The sequence below is a fragment of the Mesorhizobium sp. USDA 4775 genome (genome assembly GCF_054062655.1).
On the sequence record NZ_JBSSFM010000001.1, the window covers coordinates 2,318,760 to 2,343,204 of the forward strand.

The window sequence follows — 24,445 nt, forward strand, 5'->3', positions numbered from 1 at the left end:
TGTTTGTCTGAATGCGCGGGCTTTTTGGCCCGCGTTTTCGTTTCAGTCGAACTTTTCTATCAGCCCAAATTTTTCTTTCAGCCACGCCTTCGGCAGCGCCGGCACGAAATTGCCGTCGCGCCCGGTCATGTCGTCATTGGCGGCCAGGGCGTTGAGGATCGATTCCTCCACCGTCTGGATCACCGCATCGAAGAATGGATCGATGTCTGTATCGGGAATGAAATCGGCCGTGGCGATACGGCCCGACGGCGCAAGTGCGGCGGCAGGATTGGCTGTCGAGAAGGCGAGAAAGATGTCACCTGAGCTGTGATAGCCGAAGCCGCCGGTCATGGCGACGCCCAGCGGCACCCGGCGTGCCAGCCGCTTCATCTGGTGCGGCAGGAACGGCGCATCGGTGGCGACAACGGCGATGATCGAACCCTTTTCGGCGCGTGGCGTGCCTTCGCGGATCGCGGGCTCCGCGAGTTCGGATCCGGCGCGCAGGCCACGAAGGGTGAAATTGCGCCGCTTGCCGAAATTCGACTGCACGAAGGCGCCGACCGTGTAGGAATTTCCCTGCCACCCTATGATGCGCGACGCCGTGCCCGAGCCGGCCTTGAAGCCGAAAGTGATCATGCCGGTGCCGCCGCCGACGCTGCCTTCCTCGATCGGGCCGCCGTTTGCGTCATCGAGTGCCTGGGCGACGTGCTCTGATGTCAAATGGTGGCCATTGATGTCGTTGAGAAACCCGTCATAGGTTTCCGCGGCCACCGGCAGGCCCCAGGCGCTGTCGAGCGCGGTGGGCAGTACGCGTTGCATCCAGCGCAGCGTGCCGTCACGCGAAACACCGCAGGAATGCGTGTTGGTGATGGTGATGGGGAAGTTGAAAGCGCCGGTTTCCTCGATGATGTGCGAGCCGGTCAACTCACCATTGCCGTTCTGGCTGAAGATGCCGGCGAAGACCGGTGTAGCCAGGTCGGCGCGCGGTCTGGGCAGGATCGCCGTGACACCGGTGCGCACCGGCCCCTTGCCGACGACGAGCGGCCCGTCGCCTGAAATCAGCGTCGCATAGCCGACCGCGACACCGGGCACGTCGGTGATTGCATTGAACGGTCCGGGCGTTCCGTCGAAACCGATGCCGAAGCTGCGCAAGCGCGGCTTGCCACTGGGCGTTGCCAGATGGTGGGGATTATCGGTCATGATCAGAACAGCGATCCCTGATTTCCGGGTTCTTTGGCCTTTGTTGATGGCTTGGCTGCCGGCTTTGGGCGCGCCGCACCGCTGGTTGCCACCGCGTCCGCCGTGCCGTCGGCAAACTCCAGCGAAAGCGCCATCCCCGATGCCACGTCAGCCGCCTGCTTGATGACGGCGCCGTCGGCATCCTTCACCAGCGCGAAGCCGCGCGCGAGCACGGCCTTGTGCGAAAGCGTGGTCAAGAGGCGTTCGGCCTGGCTCAACTGGCCGCGCAGGCGCTCGAGCCGCAGCGAGATGACCCGATCCTGCCGCCTAGCGAGCGCCGCCAGCGTGTCGGCCTGCAGTTTCTGCCTGCGCGCGATCGGTGCCGGCGACAGCCGCGTCGCGGTGCGCGCGAAGCGCGCGCGCCGTTCGCGCACAATGGCGAAGAACGCCGCCTGCGCGCGGGCAAGGTCACGCCCGGTCAGCGTGCGCGCCTCGTTGATGCGCCGCGACAGCGTGGCCGGAGTCAGCCTCTGGCCCTGGAGACGCGCCCGCTTGCGATCGACGCTGACGGACAGGCCACGGCCGAGCCTTGATGTCGCCTCGTCGAGGCGCCGGCGCGGCAGCGCCAGCAATTGGTCGGGCGAGGGCAGGGCCCGCGCCGCCGCGCGGGCGGCCTGCCGCTTGCGTTCGAAATTGCGCAACGCCGCCGCCTTGAGCCGTGCGCCAAGACTGGCCAGCGTCGCTTCGAGGTCGGCCTTCACCGGCACGGCGATTTCGGCGGCGCCCGTCGGCGTCGGCGCCCGCACATCGGCGACGAGGTCGATCAATGTCCAGTCGGTTTCGTGGCCGACAGCGGAAATCACCGGAATGCCGGAGGCCGCAACGGCGCGGGCCAGCGCCTCGTCGTTGAAGCCCCAGAGGTCCTCGAGGCTGCCGCCGCCGCGCGCGACGATCAGGAGATCGGGGCGCTGGATGGAGCCATCCCAGGCCAGCGCGTTGAAGCCGTTGACGGCATTGGTCACTTCCACGCCCGAAGTCTCGCCCTGAACGCGCACCGGCCAGACCAGCACATGCAGCGGAAAGCGGTCCTTGATGCGGTGGATGATGTCGCGGATGACGGACCCGGTCGGCGAGGTGACGACGCCGATGACGCGCGGCATGAAGGGCAGCCGGCGTTTGCGGCCGGCGTCGAAAAGCCCCTCCGCCTGCAGCCGGCGTTTGCGCTCTTCCAGCAGCGCCATCAGCGCGCCGGCGCCGGCCGGCTCCAGATTGTCGATCACGATCTGGTAGTTGGATTTGCCGGGATAGGTGGTGAGCTTGCCGGTGGCGATCACCTCCATCCCTTCCTCGGGGCGGAATTTCAACCGGCTCATCGTGCCTTTCCACACCACGGCGTCGAGCCGGGCACGGTCGTCCTTCAGCGCGAAATAGGCATGGCCGGAGGAATGCGGCCCGCGATAGCCCGAGATTTCGCCGCGCACCCGCACATTGCCGAAGACGTCCTCGACCGTGCGCTTCAGTGCGCCGGAAATCTCGCTCACCGTGTATTCGGTGGCGTTGGTGCGTGATTCGGATGCTGCTTCGCTCATCGGCCGATTGGGGGCTGGTTGGCGCCTCGCGTCAAGGCGCCGGTGTCGGCCCGCATGTCATAGCGCGATCTTATCGCGATCTTAAGCCTATTTTAGTTGACTGGCGCTCGAAGCAGCTGGCCAAGGACGCATGAGCACACGCGCACATCGGAGCCCATTGACGTATCAGGTCACGCTGACCGTGCTGGCGCTTGCCGCTTTCTCGTTCGTCATGGTCGTAGGATTTGGGTTCTACGCCGCCGTGCAGGCTGATCACGTTTCGCTTGAGCGCCAAAAGATATTCTTCGCCAATGGCTTGCAGGACCAGATCGCTGCCGTTGAGCGAGAGCAGGAAAGTGTCTCGGTCTGGGACGATTCCGTCATAAATGCCAAATCAGGCAATCAGACGTGGATGGCCGAAAACCTCAGCGTCTGGATGTACTCCTACTACGGCCACAACCGCGTCTACGTGCTGGATGAGGCCAACCGTCCCATCCACGCCATGCGTGAGGGCAAGGTGGTGGCGCCGGACCTCTATGCCGAGGACGAAACTGCCTTGCGATCCACCGTCGAAAAGCTGCGTGGCCTGATCGACCGGCCACCGGACGAGACTGTGGCCGGCGGCCCGGTCAAGATGGTTGCGGAGGATCTGATATCGCTCGGCGGCAAGCCGGCCATCCTCAGCGTCATGCCGTTGATACCGAGCTCCGACCGCGTCACCCAAGCGCGGGGCAGCGAATATCTGTATGTTTCCGTCGAGTTCATCAACGACACCGTTATCGACAAGATCGCCCGAAAATATCTGCTGGACGGCGCGCATCTCCTGTCGTTGTCGCAGCCGACTGGCTCGGCCGCCATCCCGCTGCTCGACTCGCGTGGGGTTATCCTGGGCTATATCGCTTGGGATCAGGAGCGCCCCGGCCTGACGCTGATGCGCAAGGCCGGCCCAGCCTTGATCGCCGCGATGCTCCTTGCGGCGAGCGTGCTGGCATTTCTACTGCGGCGTCTGCGTCGCGCATCCACGGCGCTGCAGACCAGCCGCAACGAAGCCCAGTATCTTGCCTTTCATGATACGCTTACAGGCTTGCCCAACCGAGCGCTGTTCGAGGACCGGCTGCGCCGCGCCTTGCTGACTGCCGGCCATGATGCCGCCAAGGTGGCGCTACTCTATCTCGATATCGACCGCTTCAAACATGTCAACGATACGCTCGGTCATCCGGCCGGCGACGAACTGGTGCGCCAGACCGCGGCCAGGCTGCAACGGACCATTCGCGACGTCGACACCGTGGCGCGGCTTGGCGGCGATGAGTTCGCCGTCATTCTCGTCGACATCCGCGGCGTGCGTGATGCCGAGGATGTATCGGAGCTGCTTCAGCAGCGGTTGCGGGAACCCTTCAAACTGATGGACGATCAGGTCTTTGTCAGTGCCAGCATCGGCATCGCCGTGTCGACAGGTCCCGAGGCCGACGCCGACGATCTGCTGCGCAAGGCCGACATCGCGCTCTACGAAGCCAAGAAAAATGGCCGCGGCCGCTACCAGGTCTTTGCCGGCGACATGGACGATCTGCTGCTGCGCAAGCGCAAGGTCGAAAGCGAACTGCGCAAGGCGCTGATCGGTGGCACGGGCATCAAGCTCAACTATCAGCCTGTGTTTGCCGTTGACGGCAGGGCGATCCTTGGCGCGGAGGCATTGATCCGCTGGAGCCACGAAGTCCATGGCGCCCTACCGGCGGCGCAGTTCATCGCCATCGCCGAGGAACGCGGCCTGATCGGCGAACTCGGGAAATGGGTGCTGCTGGAAGCCTGCCGGTTCGCCGTTCGATCGGCGCTGCCATGGGTGGCGGTCAATGTGTCGCCGCTGCAGCTGCGCGATGCCGGCTTTCCCACAATGGTCGCTGCGATCCTTGCCGAGACAGGCCTTGCGCCGACACGTCTGCAGCTTGAGATCACCGAAAACGTCCTCCTGGAAAACAACGATATGACCGCGGCGGCCCTGGTGGCTCTGCGCCAGGCCGGCATCGGCATCGTGCTCGATGATTTCGGCACCGGTTATTCGTCGCTGAGCTATCTGCGGCGTCACGCCATCGACAAGCTCAAGATCGACCGTTCGTTCGTGCGCCTGCTCGGCACCGAGGGCAATTCGACGGCAATCGTCAAGGCGCTGATCGACCTTGCAATCGCGCTTAACGTCGATGTCACCGCGGAAGGCGTCGAGACCGAGCAGCAAAAGGCATTGCTCGTCGGCATGGGTTGCCATCAACTGCAAGGCTACCTGCTGTCGCCGCCGCTGGAGCCGGTTCAGTTGCTTGGCTTGCCGGGTCTGGCTTTGCCCGGCGAGCAGGGCGGTCAAGCCACTGCCCGTGCCTGAGAGCCGTCCTACCAGCCCGGCAGGATCTGGTTTGCCTTGGTCCGCCTGATCTTGGCGTAGGCAAGTGCGGCGAAATCGAACGTCCCGGCCTCTTCGACGAGCGGCACCGAGATGTTGTCCAGGCTCTCCGAGATGTGGCGGGCGAGCGCATCGACGATTTCAGGCCGCGAGGTTTGGCCACGCATGATGCCGATGCGGCAGTCGGGCAGGGCGCCGAAGCCGTCGGCTTCGCCCAGCACCCGCATGCCGGGCCTGAGCGCGCATTCCGGCAGCACCGAGATCGCCAGGCCCGATAGCACGGCGGCGGTGATGACGGTCGCCGAGAAGCTGGTGAACAGGATGCGATAGTCGCGGTTCTGCTGGTCCAGCACATCGACGGCGGCGCGCCGCCAGATGCAATTCGGCCGGCCAAAGGCCATCGGCAGCGTTTCCTGTTCATGCGTGGCATGATTGGCCGAGGTGACCCACAGCAGCGGCTCGCGCCGCACCACCTCCGACTGGCCGCGCACATCATTGTGCGTCACCAGCGCCAGGTCGAGATTGCCGCGCTTGATGTGCTCGACCAGTCCCGGTGTCGGCTCGCAGATGACTGTTAGCTCGACGCGCGGGTTGGAGCGCGTGAAGCGCGCCATGATCTCGGGCAGGAAACGGTCGGCATAATCGTCCGGTGTGCCGATGCGGATCGTGCCTTCGAGCCGCTGGTCGTCGAAGGCGGCGAGCGTTTCGCGGTTGAGGTAGAGCAGCCGTCTTGCATAGGAGAGCAGCTTGTCGCCTTCCTCCGTCAGCCTGTTGGAGCGCCCCTCCTTCTCGAACAGCGGCTTGCCGATCCGCTCCTCCAGCCGGCGCATCTGCATCGACACCGCCGACTGGGTCCGGTGCACCTCTTCCGCCGCCCGCGTGAAGCTGCCGGTATCGGCGATCGAGATGAAGGTTTGCAACTGATCGAGATCGAGCGGCGCTTTCATCGGCGTGATCCATCACTGGTGTTGATGCTAAAGATTAAAAACATTCGTTGGATTAATCAATCGGTCGATGGCAAATTGCTGACATCCACATGAAGGCATGTGAATCGAAGCCGGAACGGCCGCTGTCGCCAGCGCCGACTGCTTGGCTTTGTCTGTTCGAGACTGAAGGAGACCGACATGACCACGATCGATTTCGCCACCGAGACCTCGCGCATCACCTCGCGTCCGGCCGTTGCGATGCGCGTGGCCAATACCGTCTTCAATTTCTACCGCGCCTGGAAAAACCGTCGCGCCTTCTATCGCCTTGGCGAGATGTCGGACGCTGAGCTCGCCGATATCGGTCTGACGCGCGCCGACCTGCATGTCGCCATCGACGTGCCGTTCGGCCGCGACCCGACCGCGATCCTGCGCGAAATCGCCAGCGATCGCGTCGAAACGATCGAGGACATCGCCCGCAAGGTGGCCTGATCGGCTGATTTCGGTCCTGCTGAACCTTTTCAGGGTTCAGCGCGACCAAGGATTATGCAGGCTTCCCACTCCCTGCCGGTTCCCCGCCGGCCTGCCTGCACGTTGCCCGGTCCTCCCAAGGACCGGGCTTTTCTTGTCTGGCTTGCTCAGAAAGGGCCGTAGGTTTGGCGCCTACCGACGGTCCATGTCTCGCTTGAACTGGTCGAAGATCGTTTCCACGCCCTTCTGGTAGTCGTCACGCTGCTGGGCGCCGGTCTCGAACATCTTGCCGAACAGATCGTCGAACGGGTTTCTTGGCCGGCCGCTGGGATTGGTTTGCGGCTGTGGGGCTTGGCGCTGCTGCGGTGCCTGCGGCTGCGGCGCCGGCTGCCCGCCAGGCATGCCGAAGCCACCTCCACCACCTCCGCGCAGCATCTCCTCGAAGATTTTCCCGAGCGGGTTGTCGCCATAGGGGCTCTGCGTCTGCTGCGGCTGCGCCCGGCCTTGCGGTTGCGGGGTACCGCCACCGAACATGTCCTGCAGCACCTTCCCCAACGGATTGTCGCCATAGGGATTGGGTGCCGGCTGCGGCTGCGGTTGCGGTGCGCTGCCGCCGAACATGTCCTGCAAGACCTTGCCGAGGGGGTTGTCCATCGGGTTCTGGGGCTGAGGTGCCTGGCGCTGTTGTGGCGCCGGCGCCTGCATGCCGCCTTGGCGCATCATCTGCTCGATGATCTCGCCGAGCGGATTGTTGCCGCCGCCGAAACCGCCTGCGGCCTGCATCTGACTTGTCGTTTGCTTGAACAGTCCGCCCATCACCATCGAGGCGATCGCCGGCAGCATTTGCTGCAGGATCTGCTGGCTGACGCCGCTCGCCTGCGCCGCCTGGCTGGCGACGGCGCGCGACAGGTCCTTCGAGCCGAACAGATGCCCGAGAATGCCGTTGCCTTCGTCGACGCCTTGCGGCGAGAAGGCGCGCGTCGCGTCCTCGAAATATTTGGCGTGCTGGCCGCTTGCCATCGCCGTCATGAAGGCGCCGAGCCCGTAAGGATCGGCGGTGTTGCGTTGCAACCCTTGCGAAAAGGCCGGCAGCAGGGCGGCGACCGCTGCCTGTGTCTGCTGCATCGAAAGCCCATATTGCTGGGCAAGGGCCTGCATGCCGTTGCCGTTCTGGGCCTGCGCCAGCATTTCGAACAAGGTAGGCATCGGCTTCTCCTCCTGAATTCCTCGGAAGGGAGCCTAATTCGTTTCAATGCTCGATTGAAGCGGCTTTTGCCGCTCCCTAACGCGCGCGGTTAATAGGCGTATTCCATGAACACCGGTTCGATCGAGCCGCCCCAGCGCGTGTGGTAGGCTGAAAGCATCTCCTCGGCGCTGGTCGTGCCGCGCGCGACCACCTCGTCCAAAGTGTTGAGGAACGAGGTTTCGTCGTAGCCGTCGCGGTTTTTCTTGCCGCGGTTCTTCAGCCCGGTGCGCGAAATGGCCAGCACATCGCGCGCCATCTCGCGCAGCGTGGCGTTGCGGAAGGGCGCGGCAATGCCGAGCTCGGGCACGGAGTTACGCATCGCCAGCACTTCCTTGTAGGTCCAGCTCGCGGTCAACGCCTCGGCCGCATCGAGTGCCGCCTCGTCATAGAGCAGCCCGACCCAGAAGGCCGGCAGCGCGCAGATGCGCCGCCACGGGCCGCCATCGGCGCCACGCATTTCGAGGAAACGCTTCAGCCGCACGTCGGGGAACAGCGTCGACAGGTGGTTCGCCCAGTCGCCCATGGTCGGCAGGCCGTCCGGCACTTCGTTGCGCGCGGCACCGGCCATGAACTGGCGGAAGGTGATGCGCGTCATATCGTGATAGCGGCCGTCACGGATGACGAAATACATCGGCACGTCGAGCGCCCATTCGACATAGTCGGCGAAACCGAAATCGGGCGAGAAGCAGAATTCGAGCAGGCCCGAGCGCTGGTTGTCGGTGTCGCGCCAGATGTCGCCGCGCCAGCTCTGCAAGCCGTTCGGCCGGCTTTCGGTGAAGGGCGAGTTGGCGAACAGCGCCGTCGACAGCGGCTGCAGCTTCAGCGACACCTGCATCTTGCGGCGCATGTCAGCCTCGCTCTCGAAGTCGAGATTCACCTGGATCGTACAGGTACGGTACATCATGTCGAGGCCCTTGGTGCCGACCTTGGGCATGTAACGCGTCATGATCTCATAGCGCGACTTCGGCATTTTCGGCGTTTCGGCCAGCGACCATTTCGGGCTGCCGCCGAGCCCGAGGAAGCGGATGCCCATCGGCTCGGCGATCTCGCGCACCTGCGCCAGATGCGCATTGCCCTCGCGGCAGGTCTGATGGATGGTCTCCAGCGGCGCGCCGGAAAGCTCGAACTGGCCGCCGGGCTCCAGCGAAATCGCGCCCTGGCCTGTCGGTTCGACCAGGCCGATGATGCGGCCGTCGTCGATGATCGGATCCCAGCCAAGCTTTGACTGCATGCCTTCGAGGATGGCGCGGATGCCGCGCTCGCCGCCATAGGGCACCGGCGCGTTGCCGTCGACATAGAAGGGGAATTTCTCGTGCTCGGTGCCGATGCGCCACTTGTCGCGCGGCTTGTTGCCCTCGGCCAGGTGGTCGACGAGTTCGTCGACGCCTTCGATCGGCCGGAAATCGGTTGTGTCGCGCGCCATGGTTCAGCCCTCAGAGGCGGTCGGGCGACCGCCGGCGGTAAATGGACGAAATGTCAGTAGCCGATCAAGCGAAAAATCCTGAGCCACAGGTCAAGAGGAATTGAAGGCCACGATCCGGGCGGCCTCTTGCACGACATGACGTCCTACCAGTCTCCGACAGTTGCCTGCATCACCGCAAGTGCGGCCACCGCCGCCGTGTCGGCGCGCAGGATGCGCGGACCGAGCGGAATGGCGGTCACGAAGGGCAGGGCGCGCAGCATCTTGCGTTCATCGTCGGAAAAGCCGCCCTCCGGCCCGACCAGCAGCGCGAGCTTCTTCTCCTTTACGGCCTGCAAGGCAGGTAGCGGATTGTTGGTCGAGGCGTCCTCGTCGCAAAAGACCAGCCGCCGCTCTCTGTCCCAGCCGGTCAGCAGGCGTTCGAACTTTTCTGCTTCGCGTACTTCCGGAACCGCCAGGATGCCGCATTGCTCGGCGGCCTCGACGACATTGGCACGCAGCCGATCGATGGACGGCTTGGCCACTTGCGTGTGCTGCGTGATGACAGGCTGCAGGACGCCGGCGCCCATCTCGACCGCTTTCTGCACGAGATAGTCGAGCCGGCCCTGCTTCAGCGGTGCGAAACAATAGATGAGGTCGGGCAGTGGTGGCTGTGGCCGCTGCAAGGTCCGCACCCTGAGTCTGACCTCTTTCTTCGACTTCGCCGCGATGGCCGCCGACCATTCGCCGTCGCGGCCATTGAACAGCAGGATTTCGGCGCCTTCGCCAAGCCGCAGCACATGCATGAGATAATGGCTCTGCTGCTGGTCGGTGTCGAACTCGGCATCCGGCCCAAGGTCGTCAGGCACGAACAGACGTTGCATCTTGTAATTGGCGCGCATGGCCGAGGAATGAGCGAGCCGGCGGCTGGCGTCAAGCCTCGGCCGACGGATGCCAAACCGGTCGAAAGCCATGCCGCAGGACGGCAAGCGTTGTCTGCGGGGTCAGCAGCATAAGCGCCTTGTCTTCCAGTTGGCCAAGGCCGGCGGGTGGGCCATATCCGGCGAAGGACCAACGCAACGCCTTGCCGTGACGCAAGGCATAGGCGTTGCCGCTGGTGGCGACCACCGCGCCGTCGGGCAGGCTGGACAGCTCATGCATCGCCACAGCAGGGCGTTTGCCACTCGACGCCAGCCGCTCCTTGTGCAGCCTTTTGTCGACTTGTGGCGCACGGGGTTCGGCAATGCCAAAGGCTTCGCCGAAGCGGCCGACAAAATCCCTGGCCCGTTCGCGCTGGCAAAAGAAGCACGGCCGATGACCGGCGGAAAGCGCCGTCACCTCGTCGAGGAAGAACAGCTCGGTCCAGCCGGCCTTGCCACCAGGACGGTTTTTGCCCATCGGCTCGCGCCGCACATTGCGGAATTGGCATATGCAGATGATCCAGGCCTGAAGCGCCCAGCGCTTCTTCAGCAACGTCTTGGTCGTGGGATCGTGGATGATGCCGCGATTGCCGGTGAACAGTCCGCGCTCGGGCACGGCGTGGATGGTGCCGAACGGATCGACCCGGTTCTGCAGTGGCATAGTTCTCTCCCAGAATACGATCTTGGCTGCAACGCGGGCGGCATGATATCGCTCCTGGCATCATTTTCATGTCAGCAGGGTTTTGCGATGCGGGTGCTGGTGGTTCAGAACTACGACAATACCGGCCTCGGCCAGGTCGGTGCCGCACTTGCTGAAGCCGGCGCCGATCTCGACGTGCGTCTCCCTTACAAGGGTGATCCGCTGCCGGACGACGCCACGGAGCATGATGCGATGGTGGTGCTCGGCGGCGGCCAGAATGCGCTGGCCGATGATGAGTATCCCTATTTCCCAGCACTGCTCGAACTCACCCGCGATTTCGCCGGCAAGGATCGCGCCGTGCTCGGCATCTGCCTTGGCAGCCAGCTCGTCGCCCGCGCCTTCGGCGGCGAGAACCGCATCGGCGGCGCCAATGAATTCGGTTGGTGCGGCGTGTCGCTGACGCCAGACGCCAGGGCCGATCCGGTATTGGCTGAACTGCCGGAAATGTTCCCGATCTTCCAGTGGCACGACGACACGTTCGATCTGCCGCATAACGCCGTGCGGCTGGCCGGCAACGAAGTCGCCGACAACCAGGCGTTCCGTGTCGGCCGCGCTATCTATGGTTTCCAGTTCCATTTCGAGGCCGACCGGCCGATGGTGAAGGACTGGAGTACCTCCTTCGCGTCGACACTCGCTTCGCGGCATCCCGATTGGGCCGAGAGGCTCGATGGCGAAATGGCCCTTAACGGACCCGACGCCGATGCCGCCGGTATGGCGATTGCCCGCGCCTGGGTAGCCACGATCTGAGAGCCTGCCCTCGTGCCTCGCGTGACATACGTGACATAATTGGCACGCAGCCGTGAAACCGGCTGGGGAAAACCCCTTTCATCCTTGGCTTGTGTCAGACCGCCATCCTAGAAGGCGCGCGCTCTGCATCGGCTGTGCAACCGGGATGAACCTTTTGTGTGACCCGTGCGACACACCTCCGATACAGAACGCGCTTAGAAGCGCGAAATCGTCGAAACTTTGAAGCGAATTCTCCGTTTCAACGCATTGGTAACCGCCTGGTGCACAGATGCAGGAAGCTCAACAAGAGATGACGTCCGTGAAAGCAGCTCTTCTGTCCTTTGCCATGTTGTCCGCCATCGTGCTGTGCGGTCTCGGCATCTATTCCGCCGATGCCGCCAACAACCACAACGCCGTCGACGGCTACGGCGTCACCGCCTCGCTTCGCTAGAAAAGCCGGCCCGCTCGCGACGCATCCCTGCGACGCGGCTGGGCTCAAGCTCCCTTCATAGCCATTTCCAGGATGCGTTTGTCCGCCCCGTCGACGACGAGGGCGGTCAGCATGCCTGATTGCCAGGCAAGCGTGTCGACATTGACGCGGTTGGCCATCACTTCGGCCTCGGGGACAGGTGTGTGGCCGTGCACCACAATCTTCGGGAACAGGCCGGTGTGATCGTGGAAAACGTCGCGGATCCAGATCAGGTCCTGCGGATTCTGCTTGTCCAGCGGAATGCCCGGCCTGATGCCGGCATGGCAGAAGAAGAAGTCGCCGAACGTTAGCGAGAACGGCAGCGATCGCAGGAAATCGACATGGCCCGGCGGCATCGCCTCAAGCAGGGCCTGATGTCCGCGTCTCATCGTCTCCATCTTGCCGAACCAGCTGGCGTCAGCAGTCAGCGACACGCCATAGGACAGCGCCGTCTGGACGCCGCCATAGCGCATGAAAAGCCCTTCCGGCTCGGGGGTCCTGAGAAAATCGAGAAAGCCGATGTCGTGGTTGCCGGCGAGCATCAGATGGCGAGGATCGCGTTCGCGCGCCGCGATCAGGAAATCGATGACGCCCTTGGAATCCGGTCCGCGGTCGACATAGTCGCCGAGATGGATCACCCGCCAGTCGCGAACCGGTTTCCACTCCAGCTCGCTCTCGATCCGCTGGTGCATGGCTGCCAGCAGGTCGAGCCGGCCATGCACGTCGCCGATGGCGTAAAGACGCACACCTTCCGGCCCATGCGCGTCGAGAAAATGGATGCCGGGTTCCGCCAACGCCTCGTGGTCTCCGTGGTCAGGCTGTCACCGGACCCTAGCGCCGGAGCTGATCCTTGCCCATGTCGGTGACCAGACGCTTTCCGCACAGAGCCAGCGTGATGTCCATCTCCTTGCGGATGATTTCCAACGCTTTGGTAACCCCTTCCTTGCCGAGCGCGCCCAGGCCGTAAAGGAATGGCCGGCCGATATAGGTGCCCTTGGCGCCGAGACAGAGCGCTTTCAGCACGTCCTGGCCGGAGCGGATGCCGCCGTCCATATGCACCTCGATCTTGTCGCCGACCGCGTCCGCGATTTCTTCCAGCGCCATGATCGAGGACGATGCGCCGTCGAGCTGGCGCCCGCCATGGTTGGAAACCACGATCGCGTCGGCGCCGGTCTTGGCCGCCATCAGCGCGTCCTCCTTGTCGAGGATGCCTTTCAGGATCAGCTTGCCGCCCCAGCGTTCCTTGATCCAGGCGACATCTTTCCACGACAGCTGCGGGTCGAACTGCTCGTTTGTCCAGGACGACAGTGAAGAGACGTCACCGACACCCTTGGCGTGGCCGACGATGTTGCGGAAGGTGCGGCGCTTGGTGCCGGCGATACCCAGGCACCAGCGCGGCTTGCTGGCCAGGTCAATGATGTTGGCCAGCGTCATCTTGGGCGGCGCCGAAAGCCCGTTGCGCACATCCTTGTGGCGCTGGCCGAGGATCTGCAGGTCGAGCGTCAGCACCAGCGCCGAGCATTTCGCCGCTTTTGCCCGATCGATCAAATCGAGCACGAAATCCTTGTCGCGCAGCACATAGAGCTGGAACCAGAACGGTTTCGTCGTCGCCGAGGCGACATCTTCGATCGAGCAGATGCTCATCGTCGACAGGGTGAAAGGCACGCCGAATTCCTCGGCCGCCTGTGCCGCTAGCATCTCGCCATCGGCATGCTGCATGCCGGTCAGGCCGGTCGGCGCCAGCGCCACCGGCATCGACACTTTCTGGCCGATCATGGTCGATTCCAGTGAGCGGTTGCTCATGTCGACCATCACGCGCTGGCGGAACTTGATCTTCTGGAAGTCCTGCTCGTTGGCCCGATAGGTGCTCTCGGTCCAGGCGCCGGAATCGGCATAGTCGAAGAACATCTTGGGCACGCGCCGGCGGGCGAGATCCTTGAGGTCCGCGATGGTGAGAATGTCGCTCATGATGTCCCTGCTTGATCGTACTACTAGGAGCGCCTGCGCGCCGGTTCGGTGTCGCCGGCTTCCGAACGCTGCCGCAACCGCAGCCGTGACACGCGTTGCCAGTCGCCGCTACGCTCGGCTTCGGCCATCGACCGCTCGACATAGGTCATGTGGTCCATTGCCGCGTGCCGGGCAGCGTGGGGATCGCCGGCCTTGACCGCGGCGTGGATTGCCTTGTGCTGCGCCAGCAGCGCCTCGCGCGCGCCAGGCACGGTGAAGACCAGCAGCCGGTTCTGGAAGACGCCTTCCGACAAAAGCCGGTAGCAGGAACGCAGCGTGTGCAAGAGCAGGATGTTGTGCGCGCATTCGCAGATCGCTTGGTGGAACTCGACGTCGATCTCGGCCTCGTCGTCGAAATCGCCGGTGCGATGCGCCTCGTCCATGCGCGCCATGATGCGGTCGAGCAGCGCCAGATCCTCGGGGGTGGCGCGCCGCGCCGCATATTCGGCGGCTATGCCTTCGATCTCGCGGCGATATTCCAGATAATCGGTCACCGCCTTGCGATGCGTCGAGATCAGGTCGGCCACCGGCTTGGTGAACAGCTGGCCGATGATGTCGGCGACATGCGTGCCGCCGCCGGCCTTGGTCGTCAGCAGCCCGCGCCCTTCCAGCGCCTTCAGCGCGTCGCGCAGGATCGGCCGCGATACGTCGAACTGGCGTGCCAGCTCGCGCTCGCCCGGCAGCCGGTCGCCGGTGCGCAGCACGCCTTCGAGGATGAGGCTTTCGATCTGCTGCACCACCTCGTCGGCGGTGCGCGAATGCTCGATCCGGGAAAAAATATCGCTCAACAGCTGTGCCTGGGAATTGAACCGGTGTCGCGCAGGATAAAGCCTGCGTCGCCAACTGGTCAAATTATTTATCCAATTGGTCGAAGCGTGTCGGTTTCGCCGCCCGGCGCAATATCATCTTCGGCTAAACTTTGCTGTTTGCGTCGTCAGCCTATTGGCTCTAGAGGGACGCGACTGCCAAAAGGTCAGAGAAAGAGGGTCTAGAGAACCCCGGGGGGCAAGCCGTGTCAGACGACCCGTCCAATCTCGAATTCCAGCCGCGCGCCAAGGGCAGCGTCATGGGTTTCCCCGCGCATGAGGGCCGGCCCGGCGCGCTGGGAGAGGTCCATGCCCGGCCGCATCCGCTCATCGAAAAGCCGCGCGTCCTGGTGCAACTCGCCTTCATGACCGAGGGTGGCTCCGGCGTCGACCATGCCGTGCTTTCCGAACTGTCGCGGCGCCTCGGTATCGCCGCGCCCGATCGCCAGGCCCGTCACCATGCGATGAAGTGGGGCAAGGGTTCGCTGCGCTGGGAGCGGCATACGGAGTTCTCGACCTATCTCTGGGAGGGCCCGCTTTCCGAAAGCGGCAGGGCGCAGGAGGATACGCCCTTCGGCAACGGCTTTTCGCCGCCGGGCACCGTCATTTCGGGCATTCGGCTGGAGATCCGCAAATGGACGCAGACGAGCGAGCGGCTGATTGCGGCTTTCGACCCGACCAGCCTGTGCTACTCGCTGGTTGAGCGCGGCAACGCAGCCATCGTCACGGATTTCCGCCAGGATGGCGACGGCATGACCCGCATCCTGGTGCTCGACCGTGGCCTGACGCCGGCGCGTACCGGGGCGCTGTCGCAGCGGCTGATCGACATCGAGACCTATCGCACGCTCGCCATGCTCGGCCTGCCGCTGGCGCTGACCCTGTCCGGCCGCGCCCGCCGCATCGAGGACAGGCTGGCGCAGACCACGCTGGAAATGAAGGTCGCCGAGACCCGCGACAGCCAGACTTTGCTCGCCGACCTGACCGAACTTGCCGCCGAACTGGAGGCCGACGCTGCCTCCAGCCTCTACCGCTTCGGCGCCAGCCGCGCCTATGACGGCATTGTCGTCGAGCGGCTCGAAGCGCTCGAGGAAGAGGCCGTGCCCGGCTATGACACCTGGGGTGGGTTCCTGCAGCGCCGCGTTGCGCCTGCCATGCGCACCTGCCGCTCGGTGGAGGAGCGGCAAGCCAATCTGTCGCGCAAACTGACCCGCGCCACGACGCTGCTGCGCACCTGGGTCGATGTCGAGGTCGAGAAGCAGAATCGTGACCTGCTCGCCTCGATGAACAACCGCGCCCGGCTGCAACTGCGCCTGCAGCAGACCGTCGAGGGCCTCTCGGTCGCCGCCGTCTCCTACTACGTCGTCGGGCTCATCGGTTATGTCGCCAAGGGCGCCTCGATCTTCGGCCATGCTTTCGCGCCGGAAGTCGTCACCGCCGCCTCGGTGCCGGTCGCCATCCTGCTGGTCTGGTGGGGCGTGCGCCGCGTGCGGCGGATGCATTCCGAGCCGGCCAAGCACCCGGGCGAATAGCGGCAGATTGCCGCTGCGGAAACCTGTCCCGGCCCGACGCGGGCGCCTCCCATCACCGCGGCATTTGCAAGCAGCGCGCTTCACTGGTAAAAGATTTTGACCAGTGAAGCAAAATGAGGCTGCTGATGTCCGGCCTGGCCATGCCGAAACCAGACGACGCCACGATGCGTCGGCGCGAAGAGATCGTCGCCGACATGCGCATCATCGTGCCGGGCGAGGGCGTGGTCGACGCCGCCAACGCCATGCGTGCCTTCGAGAGCGATGGCCTGACCGCCTATCGGCAATTGCCGCTGGTCGTCGTTCTGCCCGAGACGGTGGCGCAGGTCTCCCGGGTGCTGAAATACTGCAACGACCGCAACATCCGCGTCGTGCCGCGCGGTTCCGGCACCTCGCTGTCGGGTGGTGCGCTGCCGCTGGAAGACGCGGTGCTTCTGGTGATGAGCCGCTTCAACCGCATCCTGGCGATCGATTTTCCAAATCGCATCGTCGTCGCCCAGCCGGGCGTCACCAATCTCGGCATCACCACCGCCGTCGAGCAGGAGGGCTTTTACTACGCCCCCGATCCATCCTCCCAGATCGCCTGCTCGATCGGCGGCAATGTCGCGGAGAATTCCGGCGGCGTGCACTGCCTGAAATACGGCCTCACCGCCAACAATGTGCTCGGCATCGAGATGGTGCTGATGAATGGCGAGGTGGTGCGGCTCGGCGGCAGCCATCTCGACGCCGAAGGCTACGATCTGCTTGGCGTGATGACCGGTTCGGAAGGCCTGCTCGGCGTCGTCACCGAGGTTACGGTGCGCATCCTGAAGAAGCCGGAAACGGCGCGCGCGCTGCTGATCGGCTTTCCGACCAGCGAGCAGGGCGGCCAGTGCGTCGCCGACATTATCGGCGCCGGCATCATCCCCGGCGGCATGGAAATGATGGACCGGCCGGCGATCCATGCCGCTGAGGATTTCGTCCATGCCGGCTATCCCCTCGATGTCGAGGCGTTGCTGATCGTCGAGCTCGACGGGCCGGGCGTCGAGGTCGATCACCTCATCACCGCTGTCGAGGCGATCGCCATAAGCAACGGCTCGACCACCTGCCGCATCTCGCAATCCGAGCAGGAGCGGCTGAGCTTCTGGGCCGGCCGCAAGGCGGCCTTCCCGGCGGTCGGCCGGATCTCGCCCGACTACTACTGCATGGACGGCACCATCCCGCGCAAGGAATTGCCGCGCGTGCTCGCCGGCATGCGCGAGTTGTCGGAAAAATACGGTCTCGGCGTCGCCAATGTCTTCCACGCCGGCGACGGCAATCTGCATCCGCTGATCCTCTACGATGCCAATGTTCCCGGCGAACTCGACAAGGCCGAAAGTTTTGGCGCCGATATATTGCGCCTCTGCGTCAAGGTCGGCGGCGTGCTGACAGGCGAACATGGGGTTGGGGTCGAGAAGCGCGATCTGATGCCGGAAATGTTCAACCAGGTCGATCTCGACCAGCAGATGCGCGTCAAATGCGCCTTCGACCCCAACCATCTGCTCAACCCGGGAAAAGTCTTCCCGCAACTGCGCCGTTGCGCCGAGCTTGGGCGCATGCATGTGCACCGGGGGCAGGTGGCATTTCCGGACATTCCGAGGTTTTGAGGGGATGCTGTTCCGGGACCAGACCCTTGCGGCCATTGCGTTGGGCGAAGTGACGCTCGCCTTTCGCCGCTGGAAGCGACCGACGGTCAAGGCTGGCGGGCGGGTGAGAACGGCGTCGGGTGTCGTGCTGATCGGCGGTATCGCGGTCGTGGAGATGTCCGCATTGTCGGAAAAGGATTCGAGTGCCGCCGGCTTTCCAACACTCGAAGCTCTTCGGGAGATGCTGGGGTCCGACGACGGCGCCCCGGTCTATCGCATCGAACTCATCGGTCTTGAACCCGACGAACGGGTTGCCTTGCGCGGCGAGGCTTCGCTTTCCGATGCGGACTGGCACGCCCTGACCGCACGCTTTGCCCGCTGGGACAAGACGGCACTCGGCTATTTCCCGTCGATCCTGCGGGCAATCGGCGCGCATCCGGAAGTGCGGGCGGCTGACCTGGCGGCCAAGGCCGGGGTCGAGACGCTGAAGTTCAAGCGGGATGTCCGCAAGCTTGGGGAATTCGGGCTCACCGAGAGCCTCGAGATCGGTTACCGGCTGTCGCCAAGGGGCGAAGCCGTGCTCGAAAAACTCAGGGAGCACAGGCTTTGACGACTTTGACCCCAACCACGTCAGACGAGGTCCTGTCCACCATTGCCTGGGCGGTGGGGGAAGAGACGCCGCTCGAAATTATCGGCCACGGCTCCAAGCGCGGCATTGGCCGGCCGCTGCAGACGGAACACACGCTCGACCTGTCGACACTCACCGGCGTGACCCTCTATGAACCCGCCGAACTGGTGCTGTCGGCAAAGGCCGGTACGCCTTTGGCCGATATCGAAAAGCTGCTGGCGGAAAACGGCCAGCAACTGGCCTTCGAGCCGATGGACTATGGCCCGCTGCTCGGCGGCGAGCCGAGCAAAGGTACGATCGGCGGCGTGCTTGGCGCGAACCTCTCCGGTCCGCGCCGGCTGAAGGCCGGTGCGGCGCGCGATCATATCCTCGGCATCAACGTCGTGTCCGGCCGGGGTGAAGCTTTCAAGTCCGGCGGCCGCGTGGTCAAGAATGTCACCGGCTACGACATGTCGAAGCTGATGGCCAACAGCTGGGGCACGCTCGCCGTTTTCACCGACGTCACTTTCAAGGTGCTGCCATCAGCCGAGACCGAGGTGACGCTCGCTATCCGTGGGCTGCTCGACGATGCCGCGGCAAGTGCCATGGCGCTGGCGCTCGGGTCCAGTGCCGAAGTGTCGAGCGCTGCCCATCTGCCGGAGCGCATTGCCGCGCGCGTCGCCGGCGGTGCGCTCGGCAGCGACGCCGCCACGCTGCTGCGCGTTGAAGGTTTTGGCCCGTCGGTCGCCTATCGCATCGCCGCGCTGAAGACGCTGCTCGGCAAGGCCGGGCCGCTGGAGGAGATTGCCGGCGAGGCTTCGCCTCTGATCTGGCGCGATGTGCGCGATATCAGGCCGTTCGCCGACGGCAGCGAGAAACCGGTCTGGCGCGTGTCGATGGCGCCCTTTCACGCGCATCAGATGGTGCTGACCCTGCGCATGCAGGCGGCCGCCAGCGCCTTCTATGACTGGCAGGGCGGGCTGGTGTGGCTGCGCATGGAAGAGGGCGACCCCGAAGCCGCCCTGCTGCGCGGCCTGTTGCGCAAACATGGCGGCGGCCATGCGACGCTGGTGCGCGCCGCCCCTGCCCATCGCGCCGCGCTGCCGGTGTTCGAGCCGCAGCCGCCGGCGCTGGCAGCGCTCAGCCAGCGGCTGAAGCAGGAATTCGACCCGAAGAACATCCTCAATCCCGGCCGCATGGCCTAGGACATCAGCGATGCAGACGAATTTCTCATCCGCCCAGCTCGCCGACCCGCATGTCGCGGAATCCGAAAAGATCCTGCGCAAATGCGTGCATTGCGGCTTCTGCACGGCCACTTGCCCGACCTATGTGACGCTCGGCAACGAGCTCGATTCGCCGCGCGGGCGCATCTATTTGATCAAGGACATGCTGGAGAACGGCCGTCCGGCCGACAAGGAGATCGTCACCCATATCGACCGCTGCCTGTCGTGCCTTGCCTGCATGACCACTTGCCCTTCGGGTGTGAACTACATGCACCTGGTCGACCATGCCCGCGCCCACATCCAGGAGACCTATGACAGGCCGCTGCTCGACCGCTTGACGCGCGCCATGCTGGCCTTCGTGCTGCCCTATCCCCCGGCGTTTTCGCGCCGCTCTCAGACTGGCGAAACTCGGCAAGCCCTTCATCGGCCTGTTCGAGAAGCTGCCGGCGCTAAAGCCGCTCGCCGCCATGCTTAAGCTCGCGCCGGCCTCGATCCCGGCAGCCTCGCCGATGGCCTCGCCGGGCGTCCATGCTGGGCAGGGGGCCAAAAAGGGCCGCGTCGCCATTCTCACCGGCTGCGCGCAATCGGTACTCGATCCCGCCATAAACGACACGACGATTTCGCTGCTGACGCGCCTCGGCGTCGACGTCGTGGTGCCGCCCGGTGAGGGCTGCTGCGGCGCATTGGTCCATCATATGGGGCGAGAAGAGGCCGCACTTGCCTCGGCAAGACAGAATGTCGATGCCTGGACGCGCACCATAGACCAGGGCGGGCTCGACGCCATCATCATCACCGCGTCCGGTTGCGGCACGACGATCAAGGACTATGGCTTCATGCTGCGGCTCGATCCGGCCTATGCGGAGAAAGCCGCGCGGGTGTCGGCGCTGGCCAAGGACATCACCGAATATCTGGCAAGCCTCGACTTGCCGGAGCCGGTGCGCAAGCCAGGTACCATCGTCGCCTATCACTCCGCTTGTTCGATGCAGCACGGCCAGAAGATCACACGCCAGCCGAAAGAGTTGCTGGCCAAGGCCGGCTTCATTGTGCGCGAGCCGCGCGAGGGTCATCTGTGCTGCGGCTCGGCCGGCACCTACAACATCCTGCAATCCGAGATTTCAGCCAAGCTGCGCGACCGCAAGGTCAGGAATATCGAGGCGACCGGGGCTTCGATCGTGGCCACCGGCAACATCGGCTGCATCACCCAGATTGCGTCGGCCGCCAGCATGCCCGTCATACATACCATCAAGCTGCTTGACTGGGCCTATGGCGGGCCAAAGCCGGAGGGTGTTCGCGACGAGAGCCTAATCGCCGCGGAGTAGGGATCGGCGCTTACTCCGCCGCCAGCCTGTCCGCGGTGCCGTAGGTCGCCTCGTACAGCGCGCGCTGGCGGCTGAGCGCCACCATCGTGTTGCGCAGCAGGATCGCGACCGTGATCGGGCCGACGCCGCCCGGCACCGGCGTAATCCAGGAGGCCACGTCTTTCACACTGTCGGTGTCGACGTCGCCGACGATGCGGCTCGTCCCATCGGGTCCGATCTCGGAATTGATGCCGATATCGATGACGGCAGCCCCTGGCTTGACCATGTCGGCCTTGATCAGCCGCGGCTTGCCCACGGCGACGAACAGCGCGTCGGCGCGGCGCGCATGCGCTGCGACCGATCGCGTCATGTGATGGCAGACCGTGACCGTCGCGCCTTCGCTCATCAAGAGGAAAGCGATCGGCTTGCCGACGATTTCCGAATGGCCGACGATGACGACTTCCAGCCCCTTGAGGTCAAGGCCGGTCTCCTTGAGCAGTTCGACGGATGCAGCCGCCGTGCAGGGCGCCAGATCAAGCTGGTTGTAGACGATGTTGCCGATCGAAGCCGGGTGCATGCCTTCGACATCCTTGAGCGGATGCACAGCCGCCTGCAGCGTCTTGACCGAAATATGCGCCGGCACCGGCCGCTGGATGATGATGCCGGTGACGCGCGGATCGGCGTTCAGGCCGTGGATGGCCGCTTCCAGTTCGCCCGAGGTGATGGTGGCGGGAAAACGCCGTTCCTCGAAATCGATGCCGGCAAGCTGCGCCTTGGCGCGTTGGTTGCGCACATAGACATCCACGGCATCGGTATCGCCGACGGTGATCGAGATCAGCTTGGGCGGAAAACCCTCGGCCTTGGCAATCGCCGCATCCTCGCGCACGGCGGCGATGATGCGCTGGGCAACCGGGCCGCCCTTGAGATAGCGGCTGTCGTCGGGCAGGGACATGGGAGGGACTCTTTGCTTGCGTTGGCGCCGACATAGCAAAGGACCGCCGAAAATGGCAGCATGAAAGCGAAGCGCCATGCCTTCTGCGCGACGCAACGACGCGGGCTTTGTCGCTGGGACAGGACGCCGATCAAAGAAGAAGGGCAGCGCGGTTTCCCGTGCTGCCCTTCCTGACTGACCGCATCCCCATACGGCCCGTCCCCCGTTGTTCCTTCCGACTTCAGGAAACGATGTGCTTCCCGACCAGGTGATTCGCTGCAGCTATTGTATCACCTCGACCGTGGTTCCGACATTGACCCGCTCATAAAGGTCGACCACGTCCTCGTTGCGCATGCGGATGCAGCCAGACGACACCGCGCCGCCGATCGTCCATGGCTGGTTGGTGCCATGGATGCGGTATTCGGTCGTGCCGAGATAGAGCGCGCGGGCGCCGAGCGGGTTCTCGATGCCGCCGGCCAGATAGGTCGGCAGATAACGGCCCTTGGCGGCTTCGCGCTTGATCATCTGCGCCGGCGGGCGCCAGTCCGGCCACTCGCGCTTGTTGGTGATCTTGTGCGTGCCCGACCATTCGAAGCCGGGCTTGCCGGTGCCGACGCCGTAGCGCCGCGCCTTGCCGTTCTTCTCGACCAGATAGAGAAAATTCTGCGTCGTATCGATGACGATCGTGCCCGGCTTCTGCGTGCCGTCATAGGCGACTTCCTGCGGCAGGTAGATCGGATTGATCTGCGGGCGCATGACCATGCGCTTCGCCGGTGCCTGCACTGCCGCCGTCTGCACGCGGTCTGGCTGTGCCGGTTGCGCGGTGCGCAGGCGCGGCTGCTGGCGGTTCTGCCGCACGATGCCGGGCGCATTGCCGAGCTGCAGCACCCAGGGGGCGGAAAGGTCGGGGCTCACCATCACAGGCGGCCTGTCGGCATAGCGGTCGCCAGCGGCCGAGGGTGTGACGCCGGCAAACACAGCCACGGCGCCGAACACGGAAAACACAACTCTCTTCATCGGGAACGCACCTTAGATCGTCTGATACACCGGGTGGAAACGCTCCCCGGTCCAGCGATCATTGGCGCGCAAGCAGCAACCGAAACATGAATCGGAATGCGTAAAATGCGGCTTTGTCAGTAAACCTTTTTGGTGTGGTTACCGCCGGGTTCAGGAATCTGGTAAAGCCACGGTAAAAGCAGCGCTAAAGCGCGTTAACGGATGGATTTTTCGCAATGAGCAATGAAAACACCGGCCTGCTCGCCGGTCCCGACGGTGTCGTGCGCTGCTTCTGGCACGGCAACCTGCCCGACTATCTGCACTATCATGATCATGAATGGGGGCGGCCGGTGGCCGACGACCGCAGGCTGTTCGAAAAGATCTGCCTTGAAGGTTTTCAGTCGGGCCTGTCGTGGCTGACCATCCTGCGAAAGCGCGAGAATTTTCGCGAGGCCTTCGCCGGCTTCGATTTCGACAAGGTCGCCGCCTTCACCGACAAGGATGTCGAACGCCTGCTCGGCAATGCCGGCATCATCCGCCATCGCGGCAAGATCGTCTCGACCATCAACAACGCCAAGCGCGCCCGCGAAATGGTCGACGAGTTCGGGTCGCTCGCCGCCTGGTTCTGGAAGTTCGAACCCGGCAAGGCGGAACGGCCCGAAATCGTCGACCTCGCCCATCTGCGCGCCAACCCGACGACGGCGGTCTCGGTGCGGATATCGAAGGAACTGAAGAAGCGCGGCTGGAGTTTTGTCGGCCCGACCACAGTCTATGCCTTCATGCAGGCCATGGGCCTGGTCAACGACCATCTCGAGGGCTGTGTCTGCCGCAAGCAGGTCGAGAAGGAACGCAAGGCGTTCAAGCGGCCGGCGTAGCCACCTTCTCCCCGTTCACGGGGAGAAGCCCAGTCGCCTGCTCAATCCCTCGATCAGAAAATATGGAACCCGACGAAGCGGGCGGTTTCAGGTGCCGTTGACGCTGGCAAGGAACAGTCCGGCGACGATTGCCACCACCGTGGCCACCGTCGGATAGATCACCAGCAGGCCGGTCACCAATGCATCGCGCAGGGAGGGGCCCTTGCCGGTGTCGGCGGGCACATTGAACGGCCCGGCAGCCTGGCCAACCAGTTTCGGCGCGTGGGTGCCGGCCGGGCGCAGCCGCGCAGGCAATTCGCCGGCATCGCTGTTGGCATGGAATTTCGCTGCGCTGGTCATGTTCCGAACCCCTTCGTGTCCTGCGCTGTATCGGCGCCGATTGTGTCGGCACGATGCCGTGCCCGTGGCGGATTGTTTCATTCTCGGTGCGTTTCTGTTTCAGTCATCTTTCCTTCTCCCCTTGTGGGAGAGGTGGATCGGCGCGCAGCGCCGAGACGGTTGAGGGGTGCGTGACGGAGTGAGGCGTTGGCATTCCCTGGAGCACCCTCATCCGACCTCGCTTCGCGAGGCCACCTTCTCCCGCAAGGGGAGAAGGGAGAGGCGCTA

At 64.3% G+C, this 24,445-nt stretch carries 22 protein-coding genes and 1 pseudogene; 10 read left to right on the top strand and 13 right to left on the bottom strand.

What is annotated here, in order from left to right; translation table 11 throughout:
* Nucleotides 1-42 precede the first annotated feature (42 nt).
* Together ACVILI_RS11130 and xseA are read right to left on the bottom strand one after the other, a co-directional pair.
* Nucleotides 43-1,179, bottom strand: a complete 1,137-nt coding sequence (locus tag ACVILI_RS11130; RefSeq protein ID WP_038644883.1) for a DmpA family aminopeptidase — start codon at nt 1,177-1,179, stop codon at nt 43-45.
* A gap of 2 nt (nt 1,180-1,181) precedes the next feature.
* Nucleotides 1,182-2,747 carry an exodeoxyribonuclease VII large subunit gene (gene xseA / locus ACVILI_RS11135; protein WP_038644885.1) on the bottom strand — a complete coding sequence of 522 codons (1,566 nt, stop codon included), beginning with the start codon at nt 2,745-2,747 and terminating at the stop codon, nt 1,182-1,184.
* Nucleotides 2,748-2,877: 130 nt separating this feature from the next.
* On the opposite strand from xseA, the gene ACVILI_RS11140 reads away from it, so the two are divergent.
* Nucleotides 2,878-5,094 carry a bifunctional diguanylate cyclase/phosphodiesterase gene (locus ACVILI_RS11140; protein WP_027047182.1) on the top strand — a complete coding sequence of 739 codons (2,217 nt, stop codon included), beginning with the start codon at nt 2,878-2,880 and terminating at the stop codon, nt 5,092-5,094.
* An 8-nt stretch (nt 5,095-5,102) separates the two neighbouring features.
* Here ACVILI_RS11140 and ACVILI_RS11145 read toward each other — a convergent pair whose 3' ends face one another.
* On the bottom strand, nt 5,103-6,059 hold the full coding sequence (locus ACVILI_RS11145; protein WP_019860035.1) for a LysR substrate-binding domain-containing protein: 957 nt from the start codon (nt 6,057-6,059) through the stop codon (nt 5,103-5,105).
* A gap of 177 nt (nt 6,060-6,236) precedes the next feature.
* Here ACVILI_RS11145 and ACVILI_RS11150 point away from each other — a divergent pair, with 177 nt between their 5' ends.
* Complete coding sequence (locus ACVILI_RS11150) at nt 6,237-6,527, top strand: DUF1127 domain-containing protein (protein WP_019860034.1); 291 nt, start codon at nt 6,237-6,239, stop codon at nt 6,525-6,527.
* Between the two features lie 171 nt (nt 6,528-6,698).
* Here ACVILI_RS11150 and ACVILI_RS11155 read toward each other — a convergent pair whose 3' ends face one another.
* The 4 genes from ACVILI_RS11155 to ACVILI_RS11170 form a co-directional block, all read right to left on the bottom strand.
* A complete protein-coding gene (locus ACVILI_RS11155; RefSeq protein ID WP_038644887.1) occupies nt 6,699-7,712 on the bottom strand; it encodes a DUF937 domain-containing protein in 1,014 nt (337 codons plus the stop codon).
* Nucleotides 7,713-7,801: 89 nt separating this feature from the next.
* Complete coding sequence (locus tag ACVILI_RS11160) at nt 7,802-9,175, bottom strand: glutamate--cysteine ligase (RefSeq protein WP_038644889.1); 1,374 nt, start codon at nt 9,173-9,175, stop codon at nt 7,802-7,804.
* Between the two features lie 143 nt (nt 9,176-9,318).
* Nucleotides 9,319-10,053, bottom strand: a complete 735-nt coding sequence (locus tag ACVILI_RS11165) for a 16S rRNA (uracil(1498)-N(3))-methyltransferase (RefSeq protein WP_038644891.1) — start codon at nt 10,051-10,053, stop codon at nt 9,319-9,321.
* A 31-nt stretch (nt 10,054-10,084) separates the two neighbouring features.
* Complete coding sequence (locus tag ACVILI_RS11170) at nt 10,085-10,732, bottom strand: hypothetical protein (RefSeq protein ID WP_038644893.1); 648 nt, start codon at nt 10,730-10,732, stop codon at nt 10,085-10,087.
* Nucleotides 10,733-10,819: 87 nt separating this feature from the next.
* Here ACVILI_RS11170 and ACVILI_RS11175 point away from each other — a divergent pair, with 87 nt between their 5' ends.
* Both ACVILI_RS11175 and ACVILI_RS11180 read left to right on the top strand, forming a co-directional pair.
* Nucleotides 10,820-11,518: a type 1 glutamine amidotransferase gene (locus ACVILI_RS11175; protein WP_457102441.1), complete on the top strand. Its 699-nt coding sequence runs from the start codon at nt 10,820-10,822 to the stop codon at nt 11,516-11,518.
* Between the two features lie 298 nt (nt 11,519-11,816).
* A complete protein-coding gene (locus ACVILI_RS11180; protein ID WP_257784452.1) occupies nt 11,817-11,948 on the top strand; it encodes a hypothetical protein in 132 nt (43 codons plus the stop codon).
* A 44-nt stretch (nt 11,949-11,992) separates the two neighbouring features.
* On the opposite strand, the gene ACVILI_RS11185 is transcribed toward ACVILI_RS11180, so the two are convergent.
* Genes ACVILI_RS11185 through ACVILI_RS11195 form a run of 3 tightly spaced genes read right to left on the bottom strand, consistent with a single transcriptional unit; the run spans nt 11,993 to nt 14,761 of the window.
* On the bottom strand, nt 11,993-12,760 hold the full coding sequence (locus ACVILI_RS11185) for a metallophosphoesterase family protein (protein WP_038644895.1): 768 nt from the start codon (nt 12,758-12,760) through the stop codon (nt 11,993-11,995).
* Between the two features lie 37 nt (nt 12,761-12,797).
* The gene (locus ACVILI_RS11190; protein ID WP_019860027.1) at nt 12,798-13,934 is read right to left on the bottom strand and encodes an alpha-hydroxy acid oxidase; all 1,137 of its coding nucleotides are present in this window, start codon (nt 13,932-13,934) and stop codon (nt 12,798-12,800) included.
* Nucleotides 13,935-13,957: 23 nt separating this feature from the next.
* A complete protein-coding gene (locus tag ACVILI_RS11195) occupies nt 13,958-14,761 on the bottom strand; it encodes an FCD domain-containing protein (protein WP_019860026.1) in 804 nt (267 codons plus the stop codon).
* Between the two features lie 224 nt (nt 14,762-14,985).
* Between ACVILI_RS11195 and ACVILI_RS11200 the strand changes: the two genes are divergently transcribed.
* The 5 genes and pseudogenes from ACVILI_RS11200 (at nt 14,986) to glcF (ending at nt 21,058) form a co-directional block, all read left to right on the top strand.
* On the top strand, nt 14,986-16,308 hold the full coding sequence (locus tag ACVILI_RS11200) for a DUF3422 family protein (RefSeq protein WP_010914419.1): 1,323 nt from the start codon (nt 14,986-14,988) through the stop codon (nt 16,306-16,308).
* Nucleotides 16,309-16,433: 125 nt separating this feature from the next.
* On the top strand, nt 16,434-17,930 hold the full coding sequence (locus tag ACVILI_RS11205; protein WP_027047180.1) for an FAD-linked oxidase C-terminal domain-containing protein: 1,497 nt from the start codon (nt 16,434-16,436) through the stop codon (nt 17,928-17,930).
* Nucleotides 17,931-17,934: 4 nt separating this feature from the next.
* Nucleotides 17,935-18,519, top strand: coding sequence for an ASCH domain-containing protein (locus tag ACVILI_RS11210; RefSeq protein ID WP_038644897.1), 585 nt, complete (start codon nt 17,935-17,937; stop codon nt 18,517-18,519).
* Nucleotides 18,516-19,721, top strand: coding sequence for an FAD-binding protein (locus ACVILI_RS11215; RefSeq protein ID WP_038644899.1), 1,206 nt, complete (start codon nt 18,516-18,518; stop codon nt 19,719-19,721). The genes ACVILI_RS11210 and ACVILI_RS11215 overlap by 4 nt, the downstream gene beginning before the upstream one ends.
* Before the next feature lie 10 nt (nt 19,722-19,731).
* A pseudogene (gene glcF, locus ACVILI_RS11220) lies at nt 19,732-21,058 on the top strand (glycolate oxidase subunit GlcF).
* Nucleotides 21,059-21,068: 10 nt separating this feature from the next.
* Here the strand turns inward: glcF and ACVILI_RS11225 are convergent.
* Both ACVILI_RS11225 and ACVILI_RS11230 read right to left on the bottom strand, forming a co-directional pair.
* Complete coding sequence (locus tag ACVILI_RS11225) at nt 21,069-21,989, bottom strand: bifunctional 5,10-methylenetetrahydrofolate dehydrogenase/5,10-methenyltetrahydrofolate cyclohydrolase (RefSeq protein WP_019860020.1); 921 nt, start codon at nt 21,987-21,989, stop codon at nt 21,069-21,071.
* 261 nt (nt 21,990-22,250) lie between these two features.
* On the bottom strand, nt 22,251-22,985 hold the full coding sequence (locus ACVILI_RS11230; protein ID WP_038644903.1) for a L,D-transpeptidase: 735 nt from the start codon (nt 22,983-22,985) through the stop codon (nt 22,251-22,253).
* 215 nt (nt 22,986-23,200) lie between these two features.
* Here ACVILI_RS11230 and ACVILI_RS11235 point away from each other — a divergent pair, with 215 nt between their 5' ends.
* On the top strand, nt 23,201-23,839 hold the full coding sequence (locus ACVILI_RS11235; RefSeq protein WP_038644905.1) for a DNA-3-methyladenine glycosylase I: 639 nt from the start codon (nt 23,201-23,203) through the stop codon (nt 23,837-23,839).
* Nucleotides 23,840-23,926: 87 nt separating this feature from the next.
* Here the strand turns inward: ACVILI_RS11235 and ACVILI_RS11240 are convergent, their stop codons facing one another.
* Nucleotides 23,927-24,178 (bottom strand): hypothetical protein, encoded by a 252-nt coding sequence (locus tag ACVILI_RS11240; RefSeq protein WP_019860017.1) that lies wholly within the window; start codon nt 24,176-24,178, stop codon nt 23,927-23,929.
* Nucleotides 24,179-24,445: the final 267 nt, after the last annotated feature.

Bases quoted from the DNA above. Each gene is read 5' to 3' on its own strand.
- ACVILI_RS11165 (WP_038644891.1), bottom strand. From the start codon at position 10,053: ATGCGCGCCAATTACAAGATGCAACGTCTGTTCGTGCCTGACGACCTT.
- ACVILI_RS11240 (WP_019860017.1), bottom strand. From the start codon at position 24,178: ATGACCAGCGCAGCGAAATTCCATGCCAACAGCGATGCCGGCGAATTG.
- ACVILI_RS11210 (WP_038644897.1), top strand. From the start codon at position 17,935: ATGCTGTTCCGGGACCAGACCCTTGCGGCCATTGCGTTGGGCGAAGTG.
- ACVILI_RS11160 (WP_038644889.1), bottom strand. From the start codon at position 9,175: ATGGCGCGCGACACAACCGATTTCCGGCCGATCGAAGGCGTCGACGAA.
- ACVILI_RS11140 (WP_027047182.1), top strand. From the start codon at position 2,878: ATGAGCACACGCGCACATCGGAGCCCATTGACGTATCAGGTCACGCTG.
- ACVILI_RS11145 (WP_019860035.1), bottom strand. From the start codon at position 6,059: ATGAAAGCGCCGCTCGATCTCGATCAGTTGCAAACCTTCATCTCGATC.
- ACVILI_RS11235 (WP_038644905.1), top strand. From the start codon at position 23,201: ATGAGCAATGAAAACACCGGCCTGCTCGCCGGTCCCGACGGTGTCGTG.
- ACVILI_RS11190 (WP_019860027.1), bottom strand. From the start codon at position 13,934: ATGAGCGACATTCTCACCATCGCGGACCTCAAGGATCTCGCCCGCCGG.
- ACVILI_RS11225 (WP_019860020.1), bottom strand. From the start codon at position 21,989: ATGTCCCTGCCCGACGACAGCCGCTATCTCAAGGGCGGCCCGGTTGCC.
- ACVILI_RS11170 (WP_038644893.1), bottom strand. From the start codon at position 10,732: ATGCCACTGCAGAACCGGGTCGATCCGTTCGGCACCATCCACGCCGTG.
- ACVILI_RS11230 (WP_038644903.1), bottom strand. From the start codon at position 22,985: ATGAAGAGAGTTGTGTTTTCCGTGTTCGGCGCCGTGGCTGTGTTTGCC.
- ACVILI_RS11150 (WP_019860034.1), top strand. From the start codon at position 6,237: ATGACCACGATCGATTTCGCCACCGAGACCTCGCGCATCACCTCGCGT.
- ACVILI_RS11205 (WP_027047180.1), top strand. From the start codon at position 16,434: ATGTCCGGCCTGGCCATGCCGAAACCAGACGACGCCACGATGCGTCGG.
- ACVILI_RS11175 (WP_457102441.1), top strand. From the start codon at position 10,820: ATGCGGGTGCTGGTGGTTCAGAACTACGACAATACCGGCCTCGGCCAG.
- ACVILI_RS11155 (WP_038644887.1), bottom strand. From the start codon at position 7,712: ATGCCTACCTTGTTCGAAATGCTGGCGCAGGCCCAGAACGGCAACGGC.
- ACVILI_RS11130 (WP_038644883.1), bottom strand. From the start codon at position 1,179: ATGACCGATAATCCCCACCATCTGGCAACGCCCAGTGGCAAGCCGCGC.
- xseA (WP_038644885.1), bottom strand. From the start codon at position 2,747: ATGAGCGAAGCAGCATCCGAATCACGCACCAACGCCACCGAATACACG.